Raw genomic sequence first — 19095 nt, forward strand, 5'->3', positions numbered from 1 at the left:
GGAACTCCGTTTGACCATTCTTCCTGCTAAATCAATCTGATCTGACTGATAAATAGAAGAATCCAGTCCAGCGAAAGCTTGTCAATGAGCCTCTTGTAATGTTTGATGTTTTCATTACACGAGATAAAACGTCTATGCGTTATCAAACTCATTACCAATTAAAACAAAAAGCTGTGGTTAGATCCTTTCGGAAATCGTCAAGCGATTGGAGGAAATGAACTAATCCACAGCGGCTTATTCCAAGTATACCACTTGGGCTTTGGCAGTAGCTAACTGCGCTAAATATAATATAAGGAGGAGTAAAATGAAGACAGTTCAATTTTTTTGGCATTATTTTAAGGTCTACAAGTTCTCATTTGTAGTTGTCATCCTGATGATTGTTCTGGCGACTTTTGCCCAAGCCCTCTTTCCAGTCTTTTCTGGACAAGCGGTGACGCAGCTAGCCAATTTAGTTCAAGCTTATCAAAATGGCAATCCAGAACTTGTATGGCAAAGCCTATCAGGAATCATGGTCAATCTTGGCCTGCTGGTTTTGGTTCTATTTATCTCTAGTGTAATATACATGTGTCTCATGACGCGCGTGATTGCAGAATCGACCAACGAGATGCGCAAAGGTCTCTTTGGTAAGCTTGCTCAGTTGACGGTTTCTTTCTTTGACCGTCGACAAGATGGCGATATCCTGTCTCATTTTACCAGTGATTTGGATAATATCCTCCAAGCCTTTAACGAAAGCTTGATTCAGGTCATGAGCAATATTGTTTTATACATTGGTCTGATTCTTGTCATGTTTTCGAGAAATGTGACGCTGGCTCTCATCACCATTGCCAGCACCCCATTGGCTTTCCTTATGCTGATTTTCATCGTGAAAATGGCACGCAAATACACCAACCTCCAGCAGAAAGAGGTAGGGAAGCTCAACGCCTATATGGATGAGAGCATCTCAGGCCAAAAAGCCGTGATTGTGCAAGGAATTCAAGAGGATATGATGGCAGGATTTCTTGAACAAAATGAGCGCGTGCGCAAGGCAACCTTTAAAGGAAGAATGTTCTCAGGAATTCTTTTCCCTGTCATGAATGGGATGAGCCTGATTAATACAGCCATCGTCATCTTTGCTGGTTCGGCTGTACTTTTGAATGATAAGTCTATTGAAACAAGTACAGCCCTAGGTTTGATTGTTATGTTTGCACAATTTTCACAGCAGTACTACCAGCCTATTATCCAAGTTGCAGCGAGTTGGGGAAGCCTTCAGTTGGCCTTTACTGGAGCTGAACGAATTCAGGAAATGTTTGATGCAGAGGAGGAAATCCGACCTGAAAAGGCTCCAACCTTCACTAAGTTGCAAGAAAGTGTTGAAATCAGTCATATCGATTTTTCATACTTGCCTGATAAACCTATTTTGAAAGATGTCAGCATTTCTGCCCCTAAAGGCCAGATGACAGCAGTTGTTGGGCCGACAGGTTCAGGAAAAACGACTATTATGAACCTCATCAATCGCTTTTATGATGTTGATGCTGGTGGTATTTATTTTGATGGTAAAGACATTCGTGGCTATGACTTAGATAGTCTTAGAAGCAAGGTGGGAATTGTATTGCAAGATTCGGTCTTGTTTAGCGGAACGATTCGAGACAATATCCGATTTGGTGTGCCAGATGCTAGTCAGGAAATGGTTGAGGTAGCAGCAAAAGCAACCCACATTCACGACTATATCGAAAGTTTGCCTGATAAGTACGATACTCTTATTGATGATGACCAGAGCATCTTTTCAACAGGGCAGAAGCAATTGATTTCAATCGCTCGAACCCTGATGACAGATCCAGAAGTTCTCATTCTCGATGAAGCAACTTCAAACGTAGATACGGTGACAGAAAGCAAGATTCAGCATGCCATGGAGGTGGTTGTAGCAGGTAGAACTAGTTTCGTCATTGCCCACCGCTTGAAAACCATTCTCAATGCAGATCAGATTATTGTCCTTAAAGATGGAGAAGTCATTGAACGTGGTAACCACCATGAACTTTTGAAGCTAGGTGGCTTTTATTCAGAACTCTATCACAATCAATTTGTTTTCGAATAAGAAAGAAGTTGTCCTATGTGGGCAGCTTTTTCTTGTCCATAAAAAATGTTTATCACAGCCTTAAAAAAAACATATTAGACGAAAGTCATTTTGAGTGATATGATAGGACTATCGTTAGCATTCGAAAGGAGAGGCATCATGGCTAGAACGGTTGTAGGAGTTACTGCAAATCTATGTCCCGTAGACGCAGAAGGCAAAATCATTCATTCATCTGTATCTTGTAGATTCGCAGAGATCATTCGTCAAGTCGGTGGTCTCCCTTTAGTCATTCCTGTTGGTGATGAGTCAGTTGTACGTGATTATGTGGAAATGATTGACAAACTCATTTTGACAGGAGGCCAAAATGTTCATCCTCAGTTTTATGGAGAGAAAAAGACCGTCGAGAGCGATGATTACAATCTGGTCCGTGACGAATTTGAATTGGCACTCTTGAAGGAAGCGCTTCGTCAGAATAAACCAATTATGGCAATCTGTCGCGGTGTCCAACTTGTCAATGTTGCCTTTGGTGGAACCCTCAATCAAGAAATCGAAGGTCACTGGCAAGGACTACCTTTCGGGACATCTCACTCTATTGAGACAGTAGAAGGAAGCGTGGTGGCTAAGCTATTTGGGAAAGAAAGTCAGGTCAATTCAGTCCATCGTCAAAGCATTAAAGATTTGGCACCCAATTTCCGTGTAACTGCTATTGATTCAAGAGACCAAACTATTGAAGCGATTGAGTCTATCGACGAGCACCGCATTATCGGTTTACAGTGGCATCCAGAGTTTCTGGTTAATGAAGAAGATGGCAATTTAGAATTATTTGAGTATTTATTGAATGAACTGTAACGATTGGAACATCTGGTCGTTCTTTCTTTTATTTTTTCAAAATTTTTAGAATGTGGTATTTTACGCAAACGTTTGAATTCTGATAAAAATTGGAGAAATTCGACAAAAAAACTTGAAAAAAACGAAGGTAAGCGTTATGATAGAAAAGAAGAAATATTGGAGGAAGAACATGTCACATATTAAATTTGATTATTCAAAAGTTTTAGACAAATTTGTTGCACCACATGAAGTGGAATACATGCAATCACAAGTAACAGCAGCAGATGAATTGATCCGTAAAGGAACTGGTGCTGGTAGCGACTTCTTGGGATGGTTGGACCTTCCTGAAAAATACGACCGCGAAGAATTTGACCGCATCTTGAAAGCTGCTGAGCAAATCAAGTCAGACAGCGATGTTTTGGTTGTGATCGGTATTGGTGGATCTTACCTTGGTGCAAAAGCAGCAATCGACTTCTTGAATCACCATTTTGCTAACTTGCAAACAAAAGAAGAACGCAAAGCTCCACAAATCCTTTACGCAGGAAACTCAATCTCATCTACTTACCTTGCTGACTTGGTAGAGTATGTTGCAGACAAAGACTTCTCAGTAAACGTAATTTCTAAATCAGGTACAACAACTGAACCAGCGATTGCTTTCCGTGTCTTTAAAGAACTCTTGGTTAAGAAATACGGTCAAGAAGAAGCTAACAAACGTATCTATGCAACAACTGACCGCCAAAAGGGTGCTGTTAAGGTTGAAGCAGACGCTAACGGTTGGGAAACATTTGTTGTTCCAGATGATATCGGTGGACGCTTCTCAGTATTGACAGCCGTTGGTTTGCTTCCAATCGCAGCATCAGGAGCTGACATCAAAGCTCTTATGGAAGGTGCGAATGCAGCTCGCAAAGACTACACTTCAGACAAAATCTCTGAAAACGAAGCTTACCAATACGCAGCTGTTCGTAACATCCTTTATCGTAAAGGCTATGCAACTGAGATCTTGGTAAACTATGAGCCATCACTTCAATACTTCTCAGAATGGTGGAAACAATTGGCTGGTGAATCAGAAGGAAAAGACCAAAAAGGTATCTACCCAACTTCAGCCAACTTCTCAACTGACTTGCACTCACTTGGTCAATTTATCCAAGAAGGAACTCGTATCATGTTTGAAACAGTTGTCCGTGTTGACAAACCTCGTAAAAACGTGCTTATTCCTACTTTGGAAGAAGACCTTGACGGACTTGGTTACCTTCAAGGAAAAGACGTTGACTTTGTAAACAAAAAAGCAACTGACGGTGTTCTTCTTGCCCACACAGATGGTGATGTACCAAACATGTATGTGACTCTTCCAGAGCAAGACGCTTTCACTCTTGGTTACACTATCTACTTCTTCGAATTGGCAATTGCCCTTTCAGGTTACTTGAATGCTATCAACCCATTTGACCAACCAGGTGTTGAAGCTTATAAACGTAACATGTTTGCCCTTCTTGGAAAACCAGGATTTGAAGAATTGAGCAAAGAACTTAACGCACGTCTATAATAGAAGAAAAGAGTGGTTTACCCACTCTTTTTACTCTCTTTATCCATAGAAATTGGACTCAGTCAAGACTTGTGATATAATATAGAAAGCAAAAAGGCAGATGCCTAGATAATAGGAGAAACTATGTCAAAAGATATCCGCGTACGTTACGCACCAAGTCCAACAGGACTACTACACATCGGAAATGCTCGTACAGCATTGTTTAATTACTTGTATGCGCGCCATCATGGTGGAACATTTCTCATCCGTATCGAAGATACTGACCGTAAACGCCATGTCGAGGATGGTGAACGTTCACAACTTGAAAACCTTCGCTGGTTAGGCATGGATTGGGATGAAAGTCCAGAATCACATGAGAATTATCGCCAGTCTGAGCGTTTAGACTTGTATCAAAAATACATTGACCAACTATTAGCTGAAGGAAAAGCCTATAAATCTTACGTTACAGAAGAAGAGTTGGCAGCTGAACGCGAACGCCAAGAAGTAGCTGGCGAAACACCACGCTACATCAATGAATACCTTGGTATGAGTGAAGAAGAAAAAGCAGCTTACATCGCAGAACGTGAAGCAGCAGGGATCATCCCAACTGTTCGTTTGGCTGTCAATGAGTCAGGTATCTACAAGTGGCATGATATGGTCAAAGGCGATATCGAATTTGAAGGTGGCAATATCGGTGGTGACTGGGTTATCCAAAAGAAAGACGGTTACCCAACTTACAACTTTGCCGTTGCCATCGATGACCACGATATGCAAATCTCTCATGTTATCCGTGGAGATGACCATATTGCTAATACACCAAAACAGCTTATGGTCTATGAATCTCTTGGTTGGGAAGCTCCAGAGTTCGGTCACATGACCTTGATTATCAACTCTGAGACTGGTAAGAAGTTATCTAAACGTGATACTAATACACTTCAATTTATCGAAGATTACCGAAAGAAAGGTTACCTTCCAGAAGCAGTCTTTAACTTTATTGCTCTTCTTGGTTGGAACCCAGGTGGTGAAGATGAGATTTTCTCTCGTGAAGAACTCATTAAACTTTTTGATGAAAACCGCCTCAGCAAGTCACCAGCAGCCTTTGATCAGAAAAAACTAGACTGGATGAGCAATGATTATATCAAGAATGCAGACCTTGAAACCATCTTTGAAATGGCAAAACCATTCTTAGAGGAAGCAGGCCGTTTGACTGACAAGGCTGAAAAATTAGTTGAGCTCTATAAACCACAAATGAAATCAGTAGATGAGATTATCCCATTGACAGATCTTTTCTTCTCAGATTTCCCAGAATTGACAGAAGCAGAGCGCGAAGTCATGACGGGTGAAACAGTTCCAACAGTTCTTGAAGCATTCAAAGCAAAACTTGAAGCGATGACAGATGATAAATTTGTGACAGAAAATATCTTCCCACAAATTAAAGCAGTTCAAAAAGAAACAGGTATTAAAGGGAAAAATCTTTTCATGCCTATTCGTATCGCAGTTTCAGGCGAAATGCATGGGCCAGAATTACCAGATACAATTTTCTTGCTTGGACGTGAAAAATCAATTCAGCATATCGAAAACATGCTAAAAGAAATCTCTAAATAAAGAGGATACAATAATGGACATCTGGGAAAAGATGTACGAAGAAGCACAGAAACTATACAATCCACATGAAGTATCAGACTTTGTTTATGCCAATCATGTTGTAGCTGCAGTAGAAGCAGAAGATGGACAAATATTTACAGGATTCTGTATGGAGGGAACCTGTGGTGTTTTCCATCTCTGCGCAGAACGGGCGGCCCTCTTCAATATGTACCAATTTTCAGGACAAACTAAGGTTAAGAAAGTATTAGCCTTTCGAGACAAACCACCTTATGGTGGAAGTTCAGCCATGCCTTGCGGTGCTTGTAGAGAATTCCTTTTAGAGCTTAATGCTGAAAATAAAGATGCAGAATTCATGATGGACTATAATATAAGAAAAACAGTTAAAGTCGCAGAACTAATCCCTTATTGGTGGGGAGAAGAACGTGCTTCTAAGTTTAATGAGCGATAGAAGAGTCAGTATAATTTTGGCTCTTTTTACTATAAGTTGAAAAAATAAAAAAAAATTAGAAAAAGTAGTTGACAAAGTTTGAAAAGACTGTATAATAGTAAGAGTTGAAAATAACAACTCAGGTCCGTTGGTCAAGGGGTTAAGACACCGCCTTTTCACGGCGGTAACACGGGTTCGAATCCCGTACGGACTATGGTATGTTGCGGTTGGAACACTTGATGAAAAAAAGTTTAAAAAAGCTTAAAAATCTTCAAAAAAGTGTTGACAAGTGAAAGTGGCTGTGATATACTAATATAGTTGTCGCTTGAGAGAAGCGAGTGACAAAGACCTTTGAAAACTGAACAAGACGAACCAATGTGCAGGGCGCTACAACATAAGTTGTAGTACTGAACAATGAAAAAAACAATAAATCTGTCAGTGACAGAAATGAGTGAGAACTCAAACTTTTAATGAGAGTTTGATCCTGGCTCAGGACGAACGCTGGCGGCGTGCCTAATACATGCAAGTAGAACGCTGAAGGAGGAGCTTGCTTCTCTGGATGAGTTGCGAACGGGTGAGTAACGCGTAGGTAACCTGCCTGGTAGCGGGGGATAACTATTGGAAACGATAGCTAATACCGCATAAGAGTAGATGTTGCATGACATTTGCTTAAAAGGTGCACTTGCATCACTACCAGATGGACCTGCGTTGTATTAGCTAGTTGGTGGGGTAACGGCTCACCAAGGCGACGATACATAGCCGACCTGAGAGGGTGATCGGCCACACTGGGACTGAGACACGGCCCAGACTCCTACGGGAGGCAGCAGTAGGGAATCTTCGGCAATGGACGGAAGTCTGACCGAGCAACGCCGCGTGAGTGAAGAAGGTTTTCGGATCGTAAAGCTCTGTTGTAAGAGAAGAACGAGTGTGAGAGTGGAAAGTTCACACTGTGACGGTATCTTACCAGAAAGGGACGGCTAACTACGTGCCAGCAGCCGCGGTAATACGTAGGTCCCGAGCGTTGTCCGGATTTATTGGGCGTAAAGCGAGCGCAGGCGGTTAGATAAGTCTGAAGTTAAAGGCTGTGGCTTAACCATAGTAGGCTTTGGAAACTGTTTAACTTGAGTGCAAGAGGGGAGAGTGGAATTCCATGTGTAGCGGTGAAATGCGTAGATATATGGAGGAACACCGGTGGCGAAAGCGGCTCTCTGGCTTGTAACTGACGCTGAGGCTCGAAAGCGTGGGGAGCAAACAGGATTAGATACCCTGGTAGTCCACGCTGTAAACGATGAGTGCTAGGTGTTAGACCCTTTCCGGGGTTTAGTGCCGTAGCTAACGCATTAAGCACTCCGCCTGGGGAGTACGACCGCAAGGTTGAAACTCAAAGGAATTGACGGGGGCCCGCACAAGCGGTGGAGCATGTGGTTTAATTCGAAGCAACGCGAAGAACCTTACCAGGTCTTGACATCCCTCTGACGACTCTAGAGATAGAGTTTTCCTTCGGGACAGAGGTGACAGGTGGTGCATGGTTGTCGTCAGCTCGTGTCGTGAGATGTTGGGTTAAGTCCCGCAACGAGCGCAACCCCTATTGTTAGTTGCCATCATTTAGTTGGGCACTCTAGCGAGACTGCCGGTAATAAACCGGAGGAAGGTGGGGATGACGTCAAATCATCATGCCCCTTATGACCTGGGCTACACACGTGCTACAATGGCTGGTACAACGAGTCGCAAGCCGGTGACGGCAAGCTAATCTCTTAAAGCCAGTCTCAGTTCGGATTGTAGGCTGCAACTCGCCTACATGAAGTCGGAATCGCTAGTAATCGCGGATCAGCACGCCGCGGTGAATACGTTCCCGGGCCTTGTACACACCGCCCGTCACACCACGAGAGTTTGTAACACCCGAAGTCGGTGAGGTAACCGTAAGGAGCCAGCCGCCTAAGGTGGGATAGATGATTGGGGTGAAGTCGTAACAAGGTAGCCGTATCGGAAGGTGCGGCTGGATCACCTCCTTTCTAAGGATAAGGAACTGCGCATTGGTCTTGTTTAGTCTTGAGAGGTCTTGTGGGGCCTTAGCTCAGCTGGGAGAGCGCCTGCTTTGCACGCAGGAGGTCAGCGGTTCGATCCCGCTAGGCTCCATTGGTGAGAGATCACCAAGTAATGCACATTGAAAATTGAATATCTATATCAAATAGTAACAAGAAAATAAACCGAAAACGCTGTAGTATTAATAAGAGTTTATGACTGAAAGGTCAGAAAATAAGGTTAAGTTAATAAGGGCGCACGGTGGATGCCTTGGCACTAGGAGCCGACGAAGGACGTGACAAACGACGATATGCCTTGGGTAGCTGTAAGTAAGCGATGATCCATGGATTTCCGAATGGGGGAACCCAACAGGTAATACCTGTTACCCACATCTGTTAAGGATGTGAGGAGGAAGACGCAGTGAACTGAAACATCTAAGTAGCTGCAGGAAGAGAAAGCAAAAGCGATTGCCTTAGTAGCGGCGAGCGAAACGGCAGAAGGGCAAACCGAAGAGTTTACTCTTCGGGGTTGTAGGACTGCAATGTGGACTCAAAGATTATAGAAGAATGATTTGGGAAGATCAGCCAAAGAGAGTAATAGCCTCGTATTTAAAATAGTCTTTGTACCTAGCAGTATCCTGAGTACGGCGGGACACGTGAAATCCCGTCGGAATCTGGGAGGACCATCTCCCAACCCTAAATACTCCCTAGTGACCGATAGTGAACCAGTACCGTGAGGGAAAGGTGAAAAGCACCCCGGGAGGGGAGTGAAATAGAACCTGAAACCGTGTGCCTACAACAAGTTCGAGCCCGTTAATGGGTGAGAGCGTGCCTTTTGTAGAATGAACCGGCGAGTTACGTTATGATGCGAGGTTAAGTTGAAGAGACGGAGCCGTAGGGAAACCGAGTCTGAATAGGGCGCCTTAGTATCATGACGTAGACCCGAAACCATGTGACCTACCCATGAGCAGGTTGAAGGTGCGGTAAGACGCACTGGAGGACCGAACCAGGGCACGTTGAAAAGTGCTTGGATGACTTGTGGGTAGCGGAGAAATTCCAAACGAACTTGGAGATAGCTGGTTCTCTCCGAAATAGCTTTAGGGCTAGCGTCGACATTAGAGATTCTTGGAGGTAGAGCACTGTTTGGGTGAGGGGTCCATCCCGGATTACCAATCTCAGATAAACTCCGAATGCCAATGAATTATGGTCGGCAGTCAGACTGCGAGTGCTAAGATCCGTAGTCGAAAGGGAAACAGCCCAGACCACCAGCTAAGGTCCCAAAATAATTGTTAAGTGGAAAAGGATGTGGGGTTGCACAGACAACTAGGATGTTAGCTTAGAAGCAGCTATTCATTCAAAGAGTGCGTAATAGCTCACTAGTCGAGTGACCCTGCGCCGAAAATGTACCGGGGCTAAAACAATTTACCGAAGCTGTGGATACCTTTATAGGTATGGTAGGAGAGCGTTCTATGTGTGATGAAGGTATACCGTGAGGAGTGCTGGAACGCATAGAAGTGAGAATGCCGGTATGAGTAGCGAAAGACAGGTGAGAATCCTGTCCACCGTAAGACTAAGGTTTCCAGGGGAAGGCTCGTCCGCCCTGGGTTAGTCGGGACCTAAGGAGAGACCGAAAGGTGTATCCGATGGACAACAGGTTGATATTCCTGTACTAGAGTATGTAGTGATGGAGGGACGCAGTAGGCTAACTAAAGCAGACGATTGGAAGAGTCTGTCTAAGCAGTGAGGTGTGAATTGAGTCAAATGCTTAATTCTATAACATTGAGCTGTGATGGGGAGCGAAGTTTAGTAGCGAAGTTAGTGACGTCACACTGCCAAGAAAAGCTTCTAGCGTTTAAACATACTCTACCCGTACCGCAAACCGACACAGGTAGTCGAGGCGAGTAGCCTCAGGTGAGCGAGAGAACTCTCGTTAAGGAACTCGGCAAAATGACCCCGTAACTTCGGGAGAAGGGGTGCTGACTTAAAGTCAGCCGCAGTGAATAGGCCCAAGCAACTGTTTATCAAAAACACAGCTCTCTGCTAAATCGTAAGATGATGTATAGGGGGTGACGCCTGCCCGGTGCTGGAAGGTTAAGAGGAGTGCTTAGCGTAAGCGAAGGTATGAATTGAAGCCCCAGTAAACGGCGGCCGTAACTATAACGGTCCTAAGGTAGCGAAATTCCTTGTCGGGTAAGTTCCGACCCGCACGAAAGGCGTAATGATTTGGGCACTGTCTCAACGAGAGACTCGGTGAAATTTTAGTACCTGTGAAGATGCAGGTTACCCGCGACAGGACGGAAAGACCCCATGGAGCTTTACTGCAGTTTGATATTGAGTGTCTGTACCACATGTACAGGATAGGTAGGAGTCTAAGAGATCGGGACGCCAGTTTCGAAGGAGACGCTGTTGGGATACTACCCTTGTGTTATGGCCACTCTAACCCAGATAGGTGATCCCTATCGGAGACAGTGTCTGACGGGCAGTTTGACTGGGGCGGTCGCCTCCTAAAAGGTAACGGAGGCGCCCAAAGGTTCCCTCAGAATGGTTGGAAATCATTCGCAGAGTGTAAAGGTATAAGGGAGCTTGACTGCGAGAGCTACAACTCGAGCAGGGACGAAAGTCGGGCTTAGTGATCCGGTGGTTCCGTATGGAAGGGCCATCGCTCAACGGATAAAAGCTACCCTGGGGATAACAGGCTTATCTCCCCCAAGAGTTCACATCGACGGGGAGGTTTGGCACCTCGATGTCGGCTCGTCGCATCCTGGGGCTGTAGTCGGTCCCAAGGGTTGGGCTGTTCGCCCATTAAAGCGGCACGCGAGCTGGGTTCAGAACGTCGTGAGACAGTTCGGTCCCTATCCGTCGCGGGCGTAGGAAATTTGAGAGGATCTGCTCCTAGTACGAGAGGACCAGAGTGGACTTACCGCTGGTGTACCAGTTGTCTTGCCAAAGGCATCGCTGGGTAGCTATGTAGGGAAGGGATAAACGCTGAAAGCATCTAAGTGTGAAACCCACCTCAAGATGAGATTTCCCATGATTATATATCAGTAAGAGCCCTGAGAGATGATCAGGTAGATAGGTTAGAAGTGGAAGTGTGGCGACACATGTAGCGGACTAATACTAATAGCTCGAGGACTTATCCAAAGTAACTGAGAATATGAAAGCGAACGGTTTTCTTGAATTGAATAGATATTCAATTTTGAGTAGGTATTACTCAGAGTTAAGTGACGATAGCCTAGGAGATACACCTGTACCCATACCGAACACAGAAGTTAAGCCCTAGAACGCCGGAAGTAGTTGGGGGTTGCCCCCTGTGAGATAGGGAAGTCGCTTAGCTCTAGGGAGTTTAGCTCAGCTGGGAGAGCATCTGCCTTACAAGCAGAGGGTCAGCGGTTCGATCCCGTTAACTCCCATTTTAGCGGGTGTAGTTTAGTGGTAAAACTACAGCCTTCCAAGCTGTTGTCGCGAGTTCGATTCTCGTCACCCGCTTTGAACTTTGTTCTTTGTACCAAGTTTTTGACTTGGGCGCGTAGCTCAGGTGGTTAGAGCGCACGCCTGATAAGCGTGAGGTCGGTGGTTCGAGTCCACTCGTGCCCATAGTGTTTAGTCCATTACTAGGGGATTGGAATATTATCTGTTCACTAAGAGGACACGGGCTTGTTCCCGTATAAACTATTTTGGAGGATTACCCAAGTCCGGCTGAAGGGAACGGTCTTGAAAACCGTCAGGCGTGTAAAAGCGTGCGTGGGTTCGAATCCCACATCCTCCTTTTATATTATTAACGCGGGATGGAGCAGCTCGGTAGCTCGTCGGGCTCATAACCCGAAGGTCGTAGGTTCAAATCCTGCTCCCGCAATAAGGCTCGGTAGCTCAGTTGGTAGAGCAATGGATTGAAGCTCCATGTGTCGGCGGTTCGATTCCGTCTCGCGCCATTTATATATTTTGGAAGGGTAGCGAAGAGGCTAAACGCGGCGGACTGTAAATCCGCTCCTTCGGGTTCGGGGGTTCGAATCCCTCCCCTTCCATTTTACGGGCATAGTTTAAAGGTAGAACTAAGGTCTCCAAAACCTTCAGTGTGGGTTCAATTCCTACTGCCCGTGTTAATAGAATTATGGCGGGTGTGGTGAAGTGGTTAACACACCAGATTGTGGCTCTGGCATGCGTGGGTTCGATCCCCATCACTCGCCTATTTTATATTATTGGGGTATAGCCAAGCGGTAAGGCAAGGGACTTTGACTCCCTCATGCGTTGGTTCGAATCCAGCTACCCCAGTTACTATTTGCCGGCGTGGCGGAATTGGCAGACGCGCTGGACTCAAAATCCAGTGTCCGCAAGGACGTGCCGGTTCGACCCCGGCCGCCGGTATAGTATAGTGTTAGGAACGTTGTTATTCTTCGTTCCTTTTTTATATTATTTTTGGTATAATTATAGTTATTCAAATTTTATTTAGATTAAGAAAGTGTAGGGTAGTATGTCTTGTTCTATCGATTTATTAAAACATCGGTATTTGAAAAATATTAAAGAAAATCCTGAATTGTTTGTCGGAATTGAGTTGGAGTATCCTGTTGCAAGTTTAGAAGGGGATGCTACAGATGTTGAAGTTATAAAGGATCTATTTCATTATTTAGTTTCTACTTTGGATCTCACCGTAGCAAAGGTAGATGATTTTGGCAATCTGATCCAGTTAGTAGATCCGATAAGTCAGGATGCTATTTTATTTGAAGTTTCCTATACAACGATTGAGTTTGCATTTGGTAAGGCTGAAACGATTCAAGAGGTCGAAAATCGTTTCAATAATTATATGAATGTAATTCAGAGAAAGTTAGCTGAATCAAATCATGCTATTGTTGGCTGTGGTATCCATCCCAACTGGGATAAAAATGAGAATTGTCCAGTGGCTTATCCACGCTATCAGATGTTGATGGATTATTTGAATTTGAGTAGAAATATTATTAAATCAGATTTACATCATTTCCCTGAATATGGTACTTTTATCTGTGGGAGCCAGGTTCAGCTGGATATTTCAAAAACCAACTACTTACGGGTGATTAATGCTTTTACTCAAATTGAAGCGGCTAAGGCTTATTTATTTGCAAACTCTGAATTTTCGGGTGCGGATTGGGATACGAAAATTTCAAGGGATATTTTCTGGGAAGAATCTATGCATGGTATCTATCCAGAGAATGTTGGGGTCAATGCTAGACTCCTTAATGATGAAGCTGATTTTTTTGACTATCTAAATCATTCTGCGATTTTTACTGCGGAACGTGATGGGCAGACCTATTATTTTTATCCTATTCAGGCTGGGGACTATTTGGCTACGTCCGAAATCCAAGCATTTGCTCTGAATGGGGATGAGGTTATTATTTACCCCCAAGAGAAGGATTTTGAAACTCATCGTAGTTACCAGTACCAAGATTTAACGACTCGAGGAACAGTTGAGTTTCGTAGTGTGTGTACACAGCCACTTGATAGGACTTTTGCTTCTGCAGCTTTTCACTTGGGATTATTGGTTAATTTAGACAAGTTAGAAGCTTACTTAGAAACAGCACCTTTCTTTAAAGTATTTGGTTATGATTACAAGTCTTTAAGGAGACAATTTTCTAAGAAAAATCTTACAGATGAGGAAGAAACTACGATTATTGAATTTTCCAAAGACTTACTCCTACTAGCTGAGGAGGGACTAGTGGTGAGAAATAAGGAAGAAATGACCTATTTACAGCCTTTGAGAGAAGAATTGAGCCTATAATTTCTCTTATAAAGGGAGAATTTTCTGAAAAATCATGATATAATGGACGAGACTATAGATAAAGGATAGAGAGTAATGACATTAGTTTATCAATCAACGCGTGATGCCAACAATACAGTAACTGCCAGCCAAGCAATTTTGCAAGGTTTGGCGACGGACGGCGGTTTGTTTACACCGGTTACTTATCCAAAGGTAGATTTGGACTTTGACAAATTGAAAGATGCTTCTTACCAGGAAGTTGCTAAGCTAGTTTTGTCAGCATTTTTAGATGACTTTACAGCTGAGGAGTTGGACTACTGTATCAACAATGCCTACGATAGCAAATTTGATACTCCAGCTATTGCACCATTAGTGAAATTAGATGGGCAATACAATTTGGAACTTTTCCATGGTTCAACGATTGCCTTTAAGGATATGGCCTTGTCTATTTTGCCATACTTTATGACGACTGCTGCTAAGAAACATGGTTTGGAGAACAAGATTGTTATCTTGACAGCGACATCTGGTGACACGGGGAAAGCTGCTATGGCGGGGTTTGCGGATGTGCCTGGTACTGAGATTATCGTCTTTTATCCAAAGGGTGGTGTCAGCAAGGTACAAGAGTTGCAAATGACCACTCAGAATGGTGACAATACTCATGTTATTGCTATTGATGGTAATTTTGACGATGCGCAAACAAATGTGAAGCACATGTTTAACGACGTGGCTCTTCGTGAAAAATTGACTACCAACAAGTTGCAATTTTCATCAGCTAACTCTATGAACATTGGTCGTCTGGTGCCACAAATTGTTTATTATGTTTATGCTTACGCTCAATTGGTTAAGACTGGTGAAATTGTAGCTGGTGAAAAGGTTAACTTCACAGTACCAACAGGAAACTTTGGAAATATCTTGGCTGCCTTTTATGCCAAACAAATCGGCCTACCAGTTGGCAAGCTAATCTGTGCTTCAAATGACAATAATGTCTTGACAGACTTCTTTAAAACACGTGTCTATGACAAAAAACGTGAGTTTAAGGTAACAACCAGCCCATCTATGGATATCTTGGTATCTTCAAACTTGGAGCGCTTGATTTTCCATCTTTTGGGAAATAATGCTGAAAAGACAGCTGAACTTATGAATGCCTTGAACACGCAAGGACAATATAAGTTGACAGACTTTGATGCAGAGATTTTGGACCTCTTTGCAGCTGAATATGCGACTGAGGAAGAAACAGCGGCAGAAATCAAGCGTGTTTATGAGTCAGATTCTTATATTGAGGATCCACATACGGCGGTTGCCTCAGCAGTTTATAGAAAATACCAAGCGGTTACTGGAGATGTAACTAAGACAGTGATTGCTTCAACAGCTAGTCCATACAAGTTCCCAGTAGTTGCAGTAGAAGCTGTAACTGGAAAAGCAGGTTTGACAGACTTTGAAGCCTTGGCTCAATTACATGAAATCTCAGGCGTTGCAGTGCCACCAGCAGTTGATGGGCTTGAAATAGCTCCAATTCGTCACAAGACAACAGTGGCAGCTGCTGACATGCAAGCAGCGGTTGAGGCTTATTTAGGACTTTAAGACAGAGGGAGCAAACTCGGTTGGGAAACCAACTGAGTTTCTTTTCATCAGGAGGAGAGATTGTTTAAGAAAAATAAAGACATTCTTAATATTGCATTGCCAGCTATGGGTGAAAACTTTTTGCAGATGCTAATGGGAATGGTGGACAGTTATTTGGTTGCTCATTTAGGATTGATAGCTATTTCAGGGGTTTCAGTAGCTGGTAATATTATCACCATTTATCAGGCGATTTTCATCGCTCTGGGAGCTGCTATTTCCAGTGTTATTTCAAAAAGCATAGGGCAGAAAGACCAGTCGAAGTTGGCCTATCATGTGACTGAGGCGTTGAAGATTACCTTACTATTAAGTTTCCTTTTAGGATTTTTGTCCATCTTCGCTGGGAAAGAGATGATAGGACTTTTGGGGACGGAGAGGGATGTAGCTGAGAGTGGTGGACTGTATCTATCTTTGGTAGGCGGATCGATTGTTCTCTTAGGTTTAATGACTAGTTTGGGAGCCTTGATTCGTGCAACGCATAATCCACGTCTGCCTCTCTATGTTAGTTTTTTATCCAATGCCTTGAATATTCTTTTTTCAAGTCTAGCTATTTTTGTTCTGGATATGGGGATAGCTGGTGTTGCTTGGGGGACAATTCTGTCTCGTTTGGTTGGTCTTGTGATTTTGTGGTCACAATTAAAACTGCCTTATGGGAAGCTAACTTTTGGTTTAGATAAGGAACTGTTGACCTTGGCTTTACCAGCAGCTGGAGAGCGACTTATGATGAGAGCTGGAGATGTAGTGATCATTGCCTTGGTCGTTTCTTTTGGGACGGAGGCAGTTGCTGGGAATGCAATCGGAGAAGTCTTGACCCAGTTTAACTATATGCCTGCCTTTGGTGTCGCTACGGCAACGGTCATGCTGTTGGCCCGAGCAGTTGGAGAGGATGATTGGAAAAGAGTTGCTAGTTTGAGTAAACAAACCTTTTGGCTTTCTCTGTTCCTCATGTTGCCCCTGTCCTTTAGTATATATGTCTTGGGTGTACCATTAACTCATCTCTATACGACTGATTCTCTAGCGGTGGAGGCTAGTGTTCTAGTGACACTGTTTTCACTACTTGGTACCCCTATGACGACAGGAACAGTCATCTATACGGCAGTCTGGCAGGGATTAGGAAATGCACGCCTCCCTTTTTATGCGACAAGTATAGGCATGTGGTGTATCCGCATTGGGACAGGATATCTGATGGGGATTGTGCTTGGTTGGGGCTTGCCTGGTATTTGGGCAGGGTCTCTCTTGGATAATGGTTTTCGCTGGTTATTTCTACGCTATCGTTACCAGCGCTATATGAGCTTGAAAGGATAGGAAATGCAAAAAACAGCTTTTATTTGGGATTTAGACGGGACTTTATTGGACTCTTACGAAGCGATTTTATCAGGGATTGAGGAGACTTTTGCTCAGTTTTCTATTCCTTATGATAAGGAGAAGGTGAGAGAGTTTATCTTCAAGTATTCGGTGCAAAATTTGCTTGTGCGGGTGGCAGAAGATAGAAATCTGGATGTTGAGGTGCTAAATCAGGTGCGTGCCCAGAGTCTGGCTGAGAAGAATGCTCAGGTAGTTTTGATGCCAGGTGCGCGTGAGGTGCTAGCTTGGGCAGACGAATCAGGAATTCAGCAGTTTATATATACTCATAAGGGGAACAACGCTTTTACCATTCTCAAGGACTTGGGGGTGGAATCCTATTTTACAGAGATTTTAACCAGTCAGAGTGGCTTTGTGCGGAAGCCAAGTCCAGAAGCGGCTACCTATCTGCTAGATAAGTATCAGTTGAATTCTGATAATACTTATTATATAGGGGATCGGACTCTGGATGTGGAATTTGCCCAGAATAGTGGGATTCAAAGTATCAACTTTTTAGAGTCTACTTATGAAGGGAATCACAGGATTCAAGCGTTAGCAGATATTTCCCGTATTTTTGAGACTAAGTGATAAAAAGATTGTGTCAGTTTTGTGACAGAGACCTAACAAACTATTTCAAGTAATCTAGTTTGTTACAAGGAATAGACAGTTCTGTTAAATAGGCCCGAGAGGGCTTTTTTTCTACATTTTTTGTGTTATGATAGACAGGTACTCATTTGAAAGGAATTTGAAGGAATGAAGAAAAGAATGTTATTAGCGTCAACAGTAGCCTTGTCATTTGCCCCAGTATTGGCAACTCAAGCAGAAGAAGTTCTTTGGACTGCACGTAGTGTTGAGCAAATCCAAAACGATTTGACTAAAACGGACAACAAAACAAGTTATACCGTACAGTATGGTGATACTTTGAGCACCATTGCAGAAGCCTTGGGTGTAGATGTCACAGTGCTTGCGAATCTGAACAAAATCACTAATATGGACTTGATTTTCCCAGAAACTGTTTTGACAACGACTGTCAATGAAGCAGAAGAAGTAACAGAAGTTGAAATCCAAACACCTCGAGCAGACTCTAGTGAAGAAGTGACAACTGCGACAGCAGATTTGACCACTAATCAAGTGACCGTTGATGATCAAACTGTTCAGGTTGCAGACCTTTCTCAACCAATTGCAGAAGCTCCAAAAGAAGTAGCATCAAGTTCAGAAGTTACAAAGACAGTGATTGCTTCTGAAGAAGTGGCACCATCTACGGGCACTTCTGTCCCAGAGGAGCAAACGGCCGAAACAAGCAGTGCAGTTGCAGAAGAAGCTCCTCAGGGAACGACTCCAGCTGAGAAGCAGGAAACACAAGCAAGCCCTCAAGCTGCATCAGCAGTGGAAGCAACTACAACAAGTTCAGAAGCAAAAGAAGTAGCATCATCAAATGGAGCTACAGCAGCAGTTTCTACTTATCAACCAGAAGAGACGAAAATAATTTCAACAACTTACGAGGCTCCAGCTGCGCCCGATTATGCTGGACTTGCAGTAGCAAAATCTGAAAATGCAGGTCTTCAACCACAAACAGCTGCCTTTAAAGAAGAAATTGCTAACTTGTTTGGCATTACATCCTTTAGCGGTTATCGTCCAGGAGACAGTGGAGATCACGGAAAAGGTTTGGCTATCGACTTTATGGTACCAGAACGTTCAGAATTAGGGGATAAGATTGCGGAATATGCTATTCAAAACATGGCCAGCCGTGGCATTAGTTACATCATCTGGAAACAACGTTTCTATGCTCCATTCGATAGCAAATATGGGCCAGCTAACACTTGGAACCCAATGCCAGACCGTGGTAGTGTGACAGAAAATCACTATGATCACGTTCACGTTTCAATGAATGGATAAACCCGACTTGGTAACATCATTTTGACGAATGAGATCTAGCTTTCGTGATGGGAAGCGATTCTCGTT

11 protein-coding genes, 13 tRNA genes and 3 rRNA genes are annotated in these 19095 nt (G+C 43.6%); all 27 read left to right on the forward strand.

What is annotated here, in order from left to right:
* The first annotated feature begins 304 nt into the window (after positions 1 to 304).
* On the forward strand, positions 305 to 2071 hold the full coding sequence (gene patB, locus AT689_RS03505; RefSeq protein ID WP_000859864.1) for a multidrug efflux ABC transporter subunit PatB: 1767 nt from the start codon (positions 305 to 307) through the stop codon (positions 2069 to 2071).
* 138 nt (positions 2072 to 2209) lie between these two features.
* Positions 2210 to 2899: a gamma-glutamyl-gamma-aminobutyrate hydrolase family protein gene (locus AT689_RS03510; RefSeq protein WP_000124772.1), complete on the forward strand. Its 690-nt coding sequence runs from the start codon at positions 2210 to 2212 to the stop codon at positions 2897 to 2899.
* A 3-nt stretch (positions 2900 to 2902) separates the two neighbouring features.
* Positions 2903 to 3082, forward strand: coding sequence for a hypothetical protein (locus tag AT689_RS03515; RefSeq protein WP_000400702.1), 180 nt, complete (start codon positions 2903 to 2905; stop codon positions 3080 to 3082).
* Complete coding sequence (locus tag AT689_RS03520; protein ID WP_000018260.1) at positions 3069 to 4418, forward strand: glucose-6-phosphate isomerase; 1350 nt, start codon at positions 3069 to 3071, stop codon at positions 4416 to 4418. Before AT689_RS03515 ends, AT689_RS03520 begins: the two co-directional genes overlap by 14 nt.
* A gap of 123 nt (positions 4419 to 4541) precedes the next feature.
* A complete protein-coding gene (gltX, locus tag AT689_RS03525; RefSeq protein ID WP_000031086.1) occupies positions 4542 to 6002 on the forward strand; it encodes a glutamate--tRNA ligase in 1461 nt (486 codons plus the stop codon).
* A gap of 13 nt (positions 6003 to 6015) precedes the next feature.
* A complete protein-coding gene (locus AT689_RS03530) occupies positions 6016 to 6450 on the forward strand; it encodes a cytidine deaminase family protein (RefSeq protein WP_000355907.1) in 435 nt (144 codons plus the stop codon).
* A gap of 121 nt (positions 6451 to 6571) precedes the next feature.
* Positions 6572 to 6643 (forward strand) — tRNA-Glu (locus tag AT689_RS03535).
* 252 nt (positions 6644 to 6895) lie between these two features.
* A 16S ribosomal RNA gene (locus AT689_RS03540) occupies positions 6896 to 8441 on the forward strand.
* Positions 8442 to 8492: 51 nt separating this feature from the next.
* Positions 8493 to 8565 (forward strand) — tRNA-Ala (locus tag AT689_RS03545).
* Between the two features lie 124 nt (positions 8566 to 8689).
* Positions 8690 to 11591, forward strand: a 23S ribosomal RNA gene (locus tag AT689_RS03550).
* Between the two features lie 76 nt (positions 11592 to 11667).
* Positions 11668 to 11783, forward strand: a 5S ribosomal RNA gene (gene rrf, locus AT689_RS03555).
* The 16S, 23S and 5S rRNA genes sit together here with 13 tRNA genes alongside, the layout of an rRNA operon.
* 4 nt (positions 11784 to 11787) lie before the next feature.
* Positions 11788 to 11860: transfer RNA gene (locus tag AT689_RS03560), tRNA-Val, on the forward strand.
* Positions 11861 to 11865: 5 nt separating this feature from the next.
* Positions 11866 to 11936 (forward strand) — tRNA-Gly (locus AT689_RS03565).
* A 34-nt stretch (positions 11937 to 11970) separates the two neighbouring features.
* A tRNA-Ile gene (locus AT689_RS03570) sits at positions 11971 to 12044 on the forward strand.
* An 82-nt stretch (positions 12045 to 12126) separates the two neighbouring features.
* Positions 12127 to 12216 (forward strand) — tRNA-Ser (locus AT689_RS03575).
* 13 nt (positions 12217 to 12229) lie between these two features.
* Positions 12230 to 12303 (forward strand) — tRNA-Met (locus tag AT689_RS03580).
* A 3-nt stretch (positions 12304 to 12306) separates the two neighbouring features.
* Positions 12307 to 12379 (forward strand) — tRNA-Phe (locus AT689_RS03585).
* A gap of 12 nt (positions 12380 to 12391) precedes the next feature.
* Positions 12392 to 12472 (forward strand) — tRNA-Tyr (locus AT689_RS03590).
* A gap of 4 nt (positions 12473 to 12476) precedes the next feature.
* Positions 12477 to 12547 (forward strand) — tRNA-Trp (locus tag AT689_RS03595).
* A gap of 14 nt (positions 12548 to 12561) precedes the next feature.
* Positions 12562 to 12634 (forward strand) — tRNA-His (locus tag AT689_RS03600).
* 13 nt (positions 12635 to 12647) lie between these two features.
* Positions 12648 to 12719: transfer RNA gene (locus AT689_RS03605), tRNA-Gln, on the forward strand.
* A gap of 9 nt (positions 12720 to 12728) precedes the next feature.
* A tRNA-Leu gene (locus AT689_RS03610) sits at positions 12729 to 12812 on the forward strand.
* 106 nt (positions 12813 to 12918) lie between these two features.
* Entirely contained in the window at positions 12919 to 14196 is a 1278-nt protein-coding gene (locus tag AT689_RS03615) for a glutamyl-tRNA synthetase (protein ID WP_001277925.1), read from the forward strand.
* A gap of 75 nt (positions 14197 to 14271) precedes the next feature.
* Positions 14272 to 15756, forward strand: coding sequence for a threonine synthase (gene thrC, locus AT689_RS03620; RefSeq protein ID WP_000177154.1), 1485 nt, complete (start codon positions 14272 to 14274; stop codon positions 15754 to 15756).
* 60 nt (positions 15757 to 15816) lie between these two features.
* Positions 15817 to 17097 carry an MATE family efflux transporter gene (locus AT689_RS03625; RefSeq protein ID WP_000473956.1) on the forward strand — a complete coding sequence of 427 codons (1281 nt, stop codon included), beginning with the start codon at positions 15817 to 15819 and terminating at the stop codon, positions 17095 to 17097.
* Positions 17098 to 17100: 3 nt separating this feature from the next.
* Positions 17101 to 17721 carry an HAD family hydrolase gene (locus AT689_RS03630; RefSeq protein WP_001172827.1) on the forward strand — a complete coding sequence of 207 codons (621 nt, stop codon included), beginning with the start codon at positions 17101 to 17103 and terminating at the stop codon, positions 17719 to 17721.
* A gap of 165 nt (positions 17722 to 17886) precedes the next feature.
* Positions 17887 to 19029 carry a LysM peptidoglycan-binding domain-containing protein gene (locus AT689_RS03635; RefSeq protein ID WP_000746997.1) on the forward strand — a complete coding sequence of 381 codons (1143 nt, stop codon included), beginning with the start codon at positions 17887 to 17889 and terminating at the stop codon, positions 19027 to 19029.
* Positions 19030 to 19095 lie beyond the last annotated feature (66 nt).

The sequence above is a fragment of the Streptococcus pneumoniae genome (assembly GCF_001457635.1).
Classification (GTDB): domain Bacteria; phylum Bacillota; class Bacilli; order Lactobacillales; family Streptococcaceae; genus Streptococcus; species Streptococcus pneumoniae.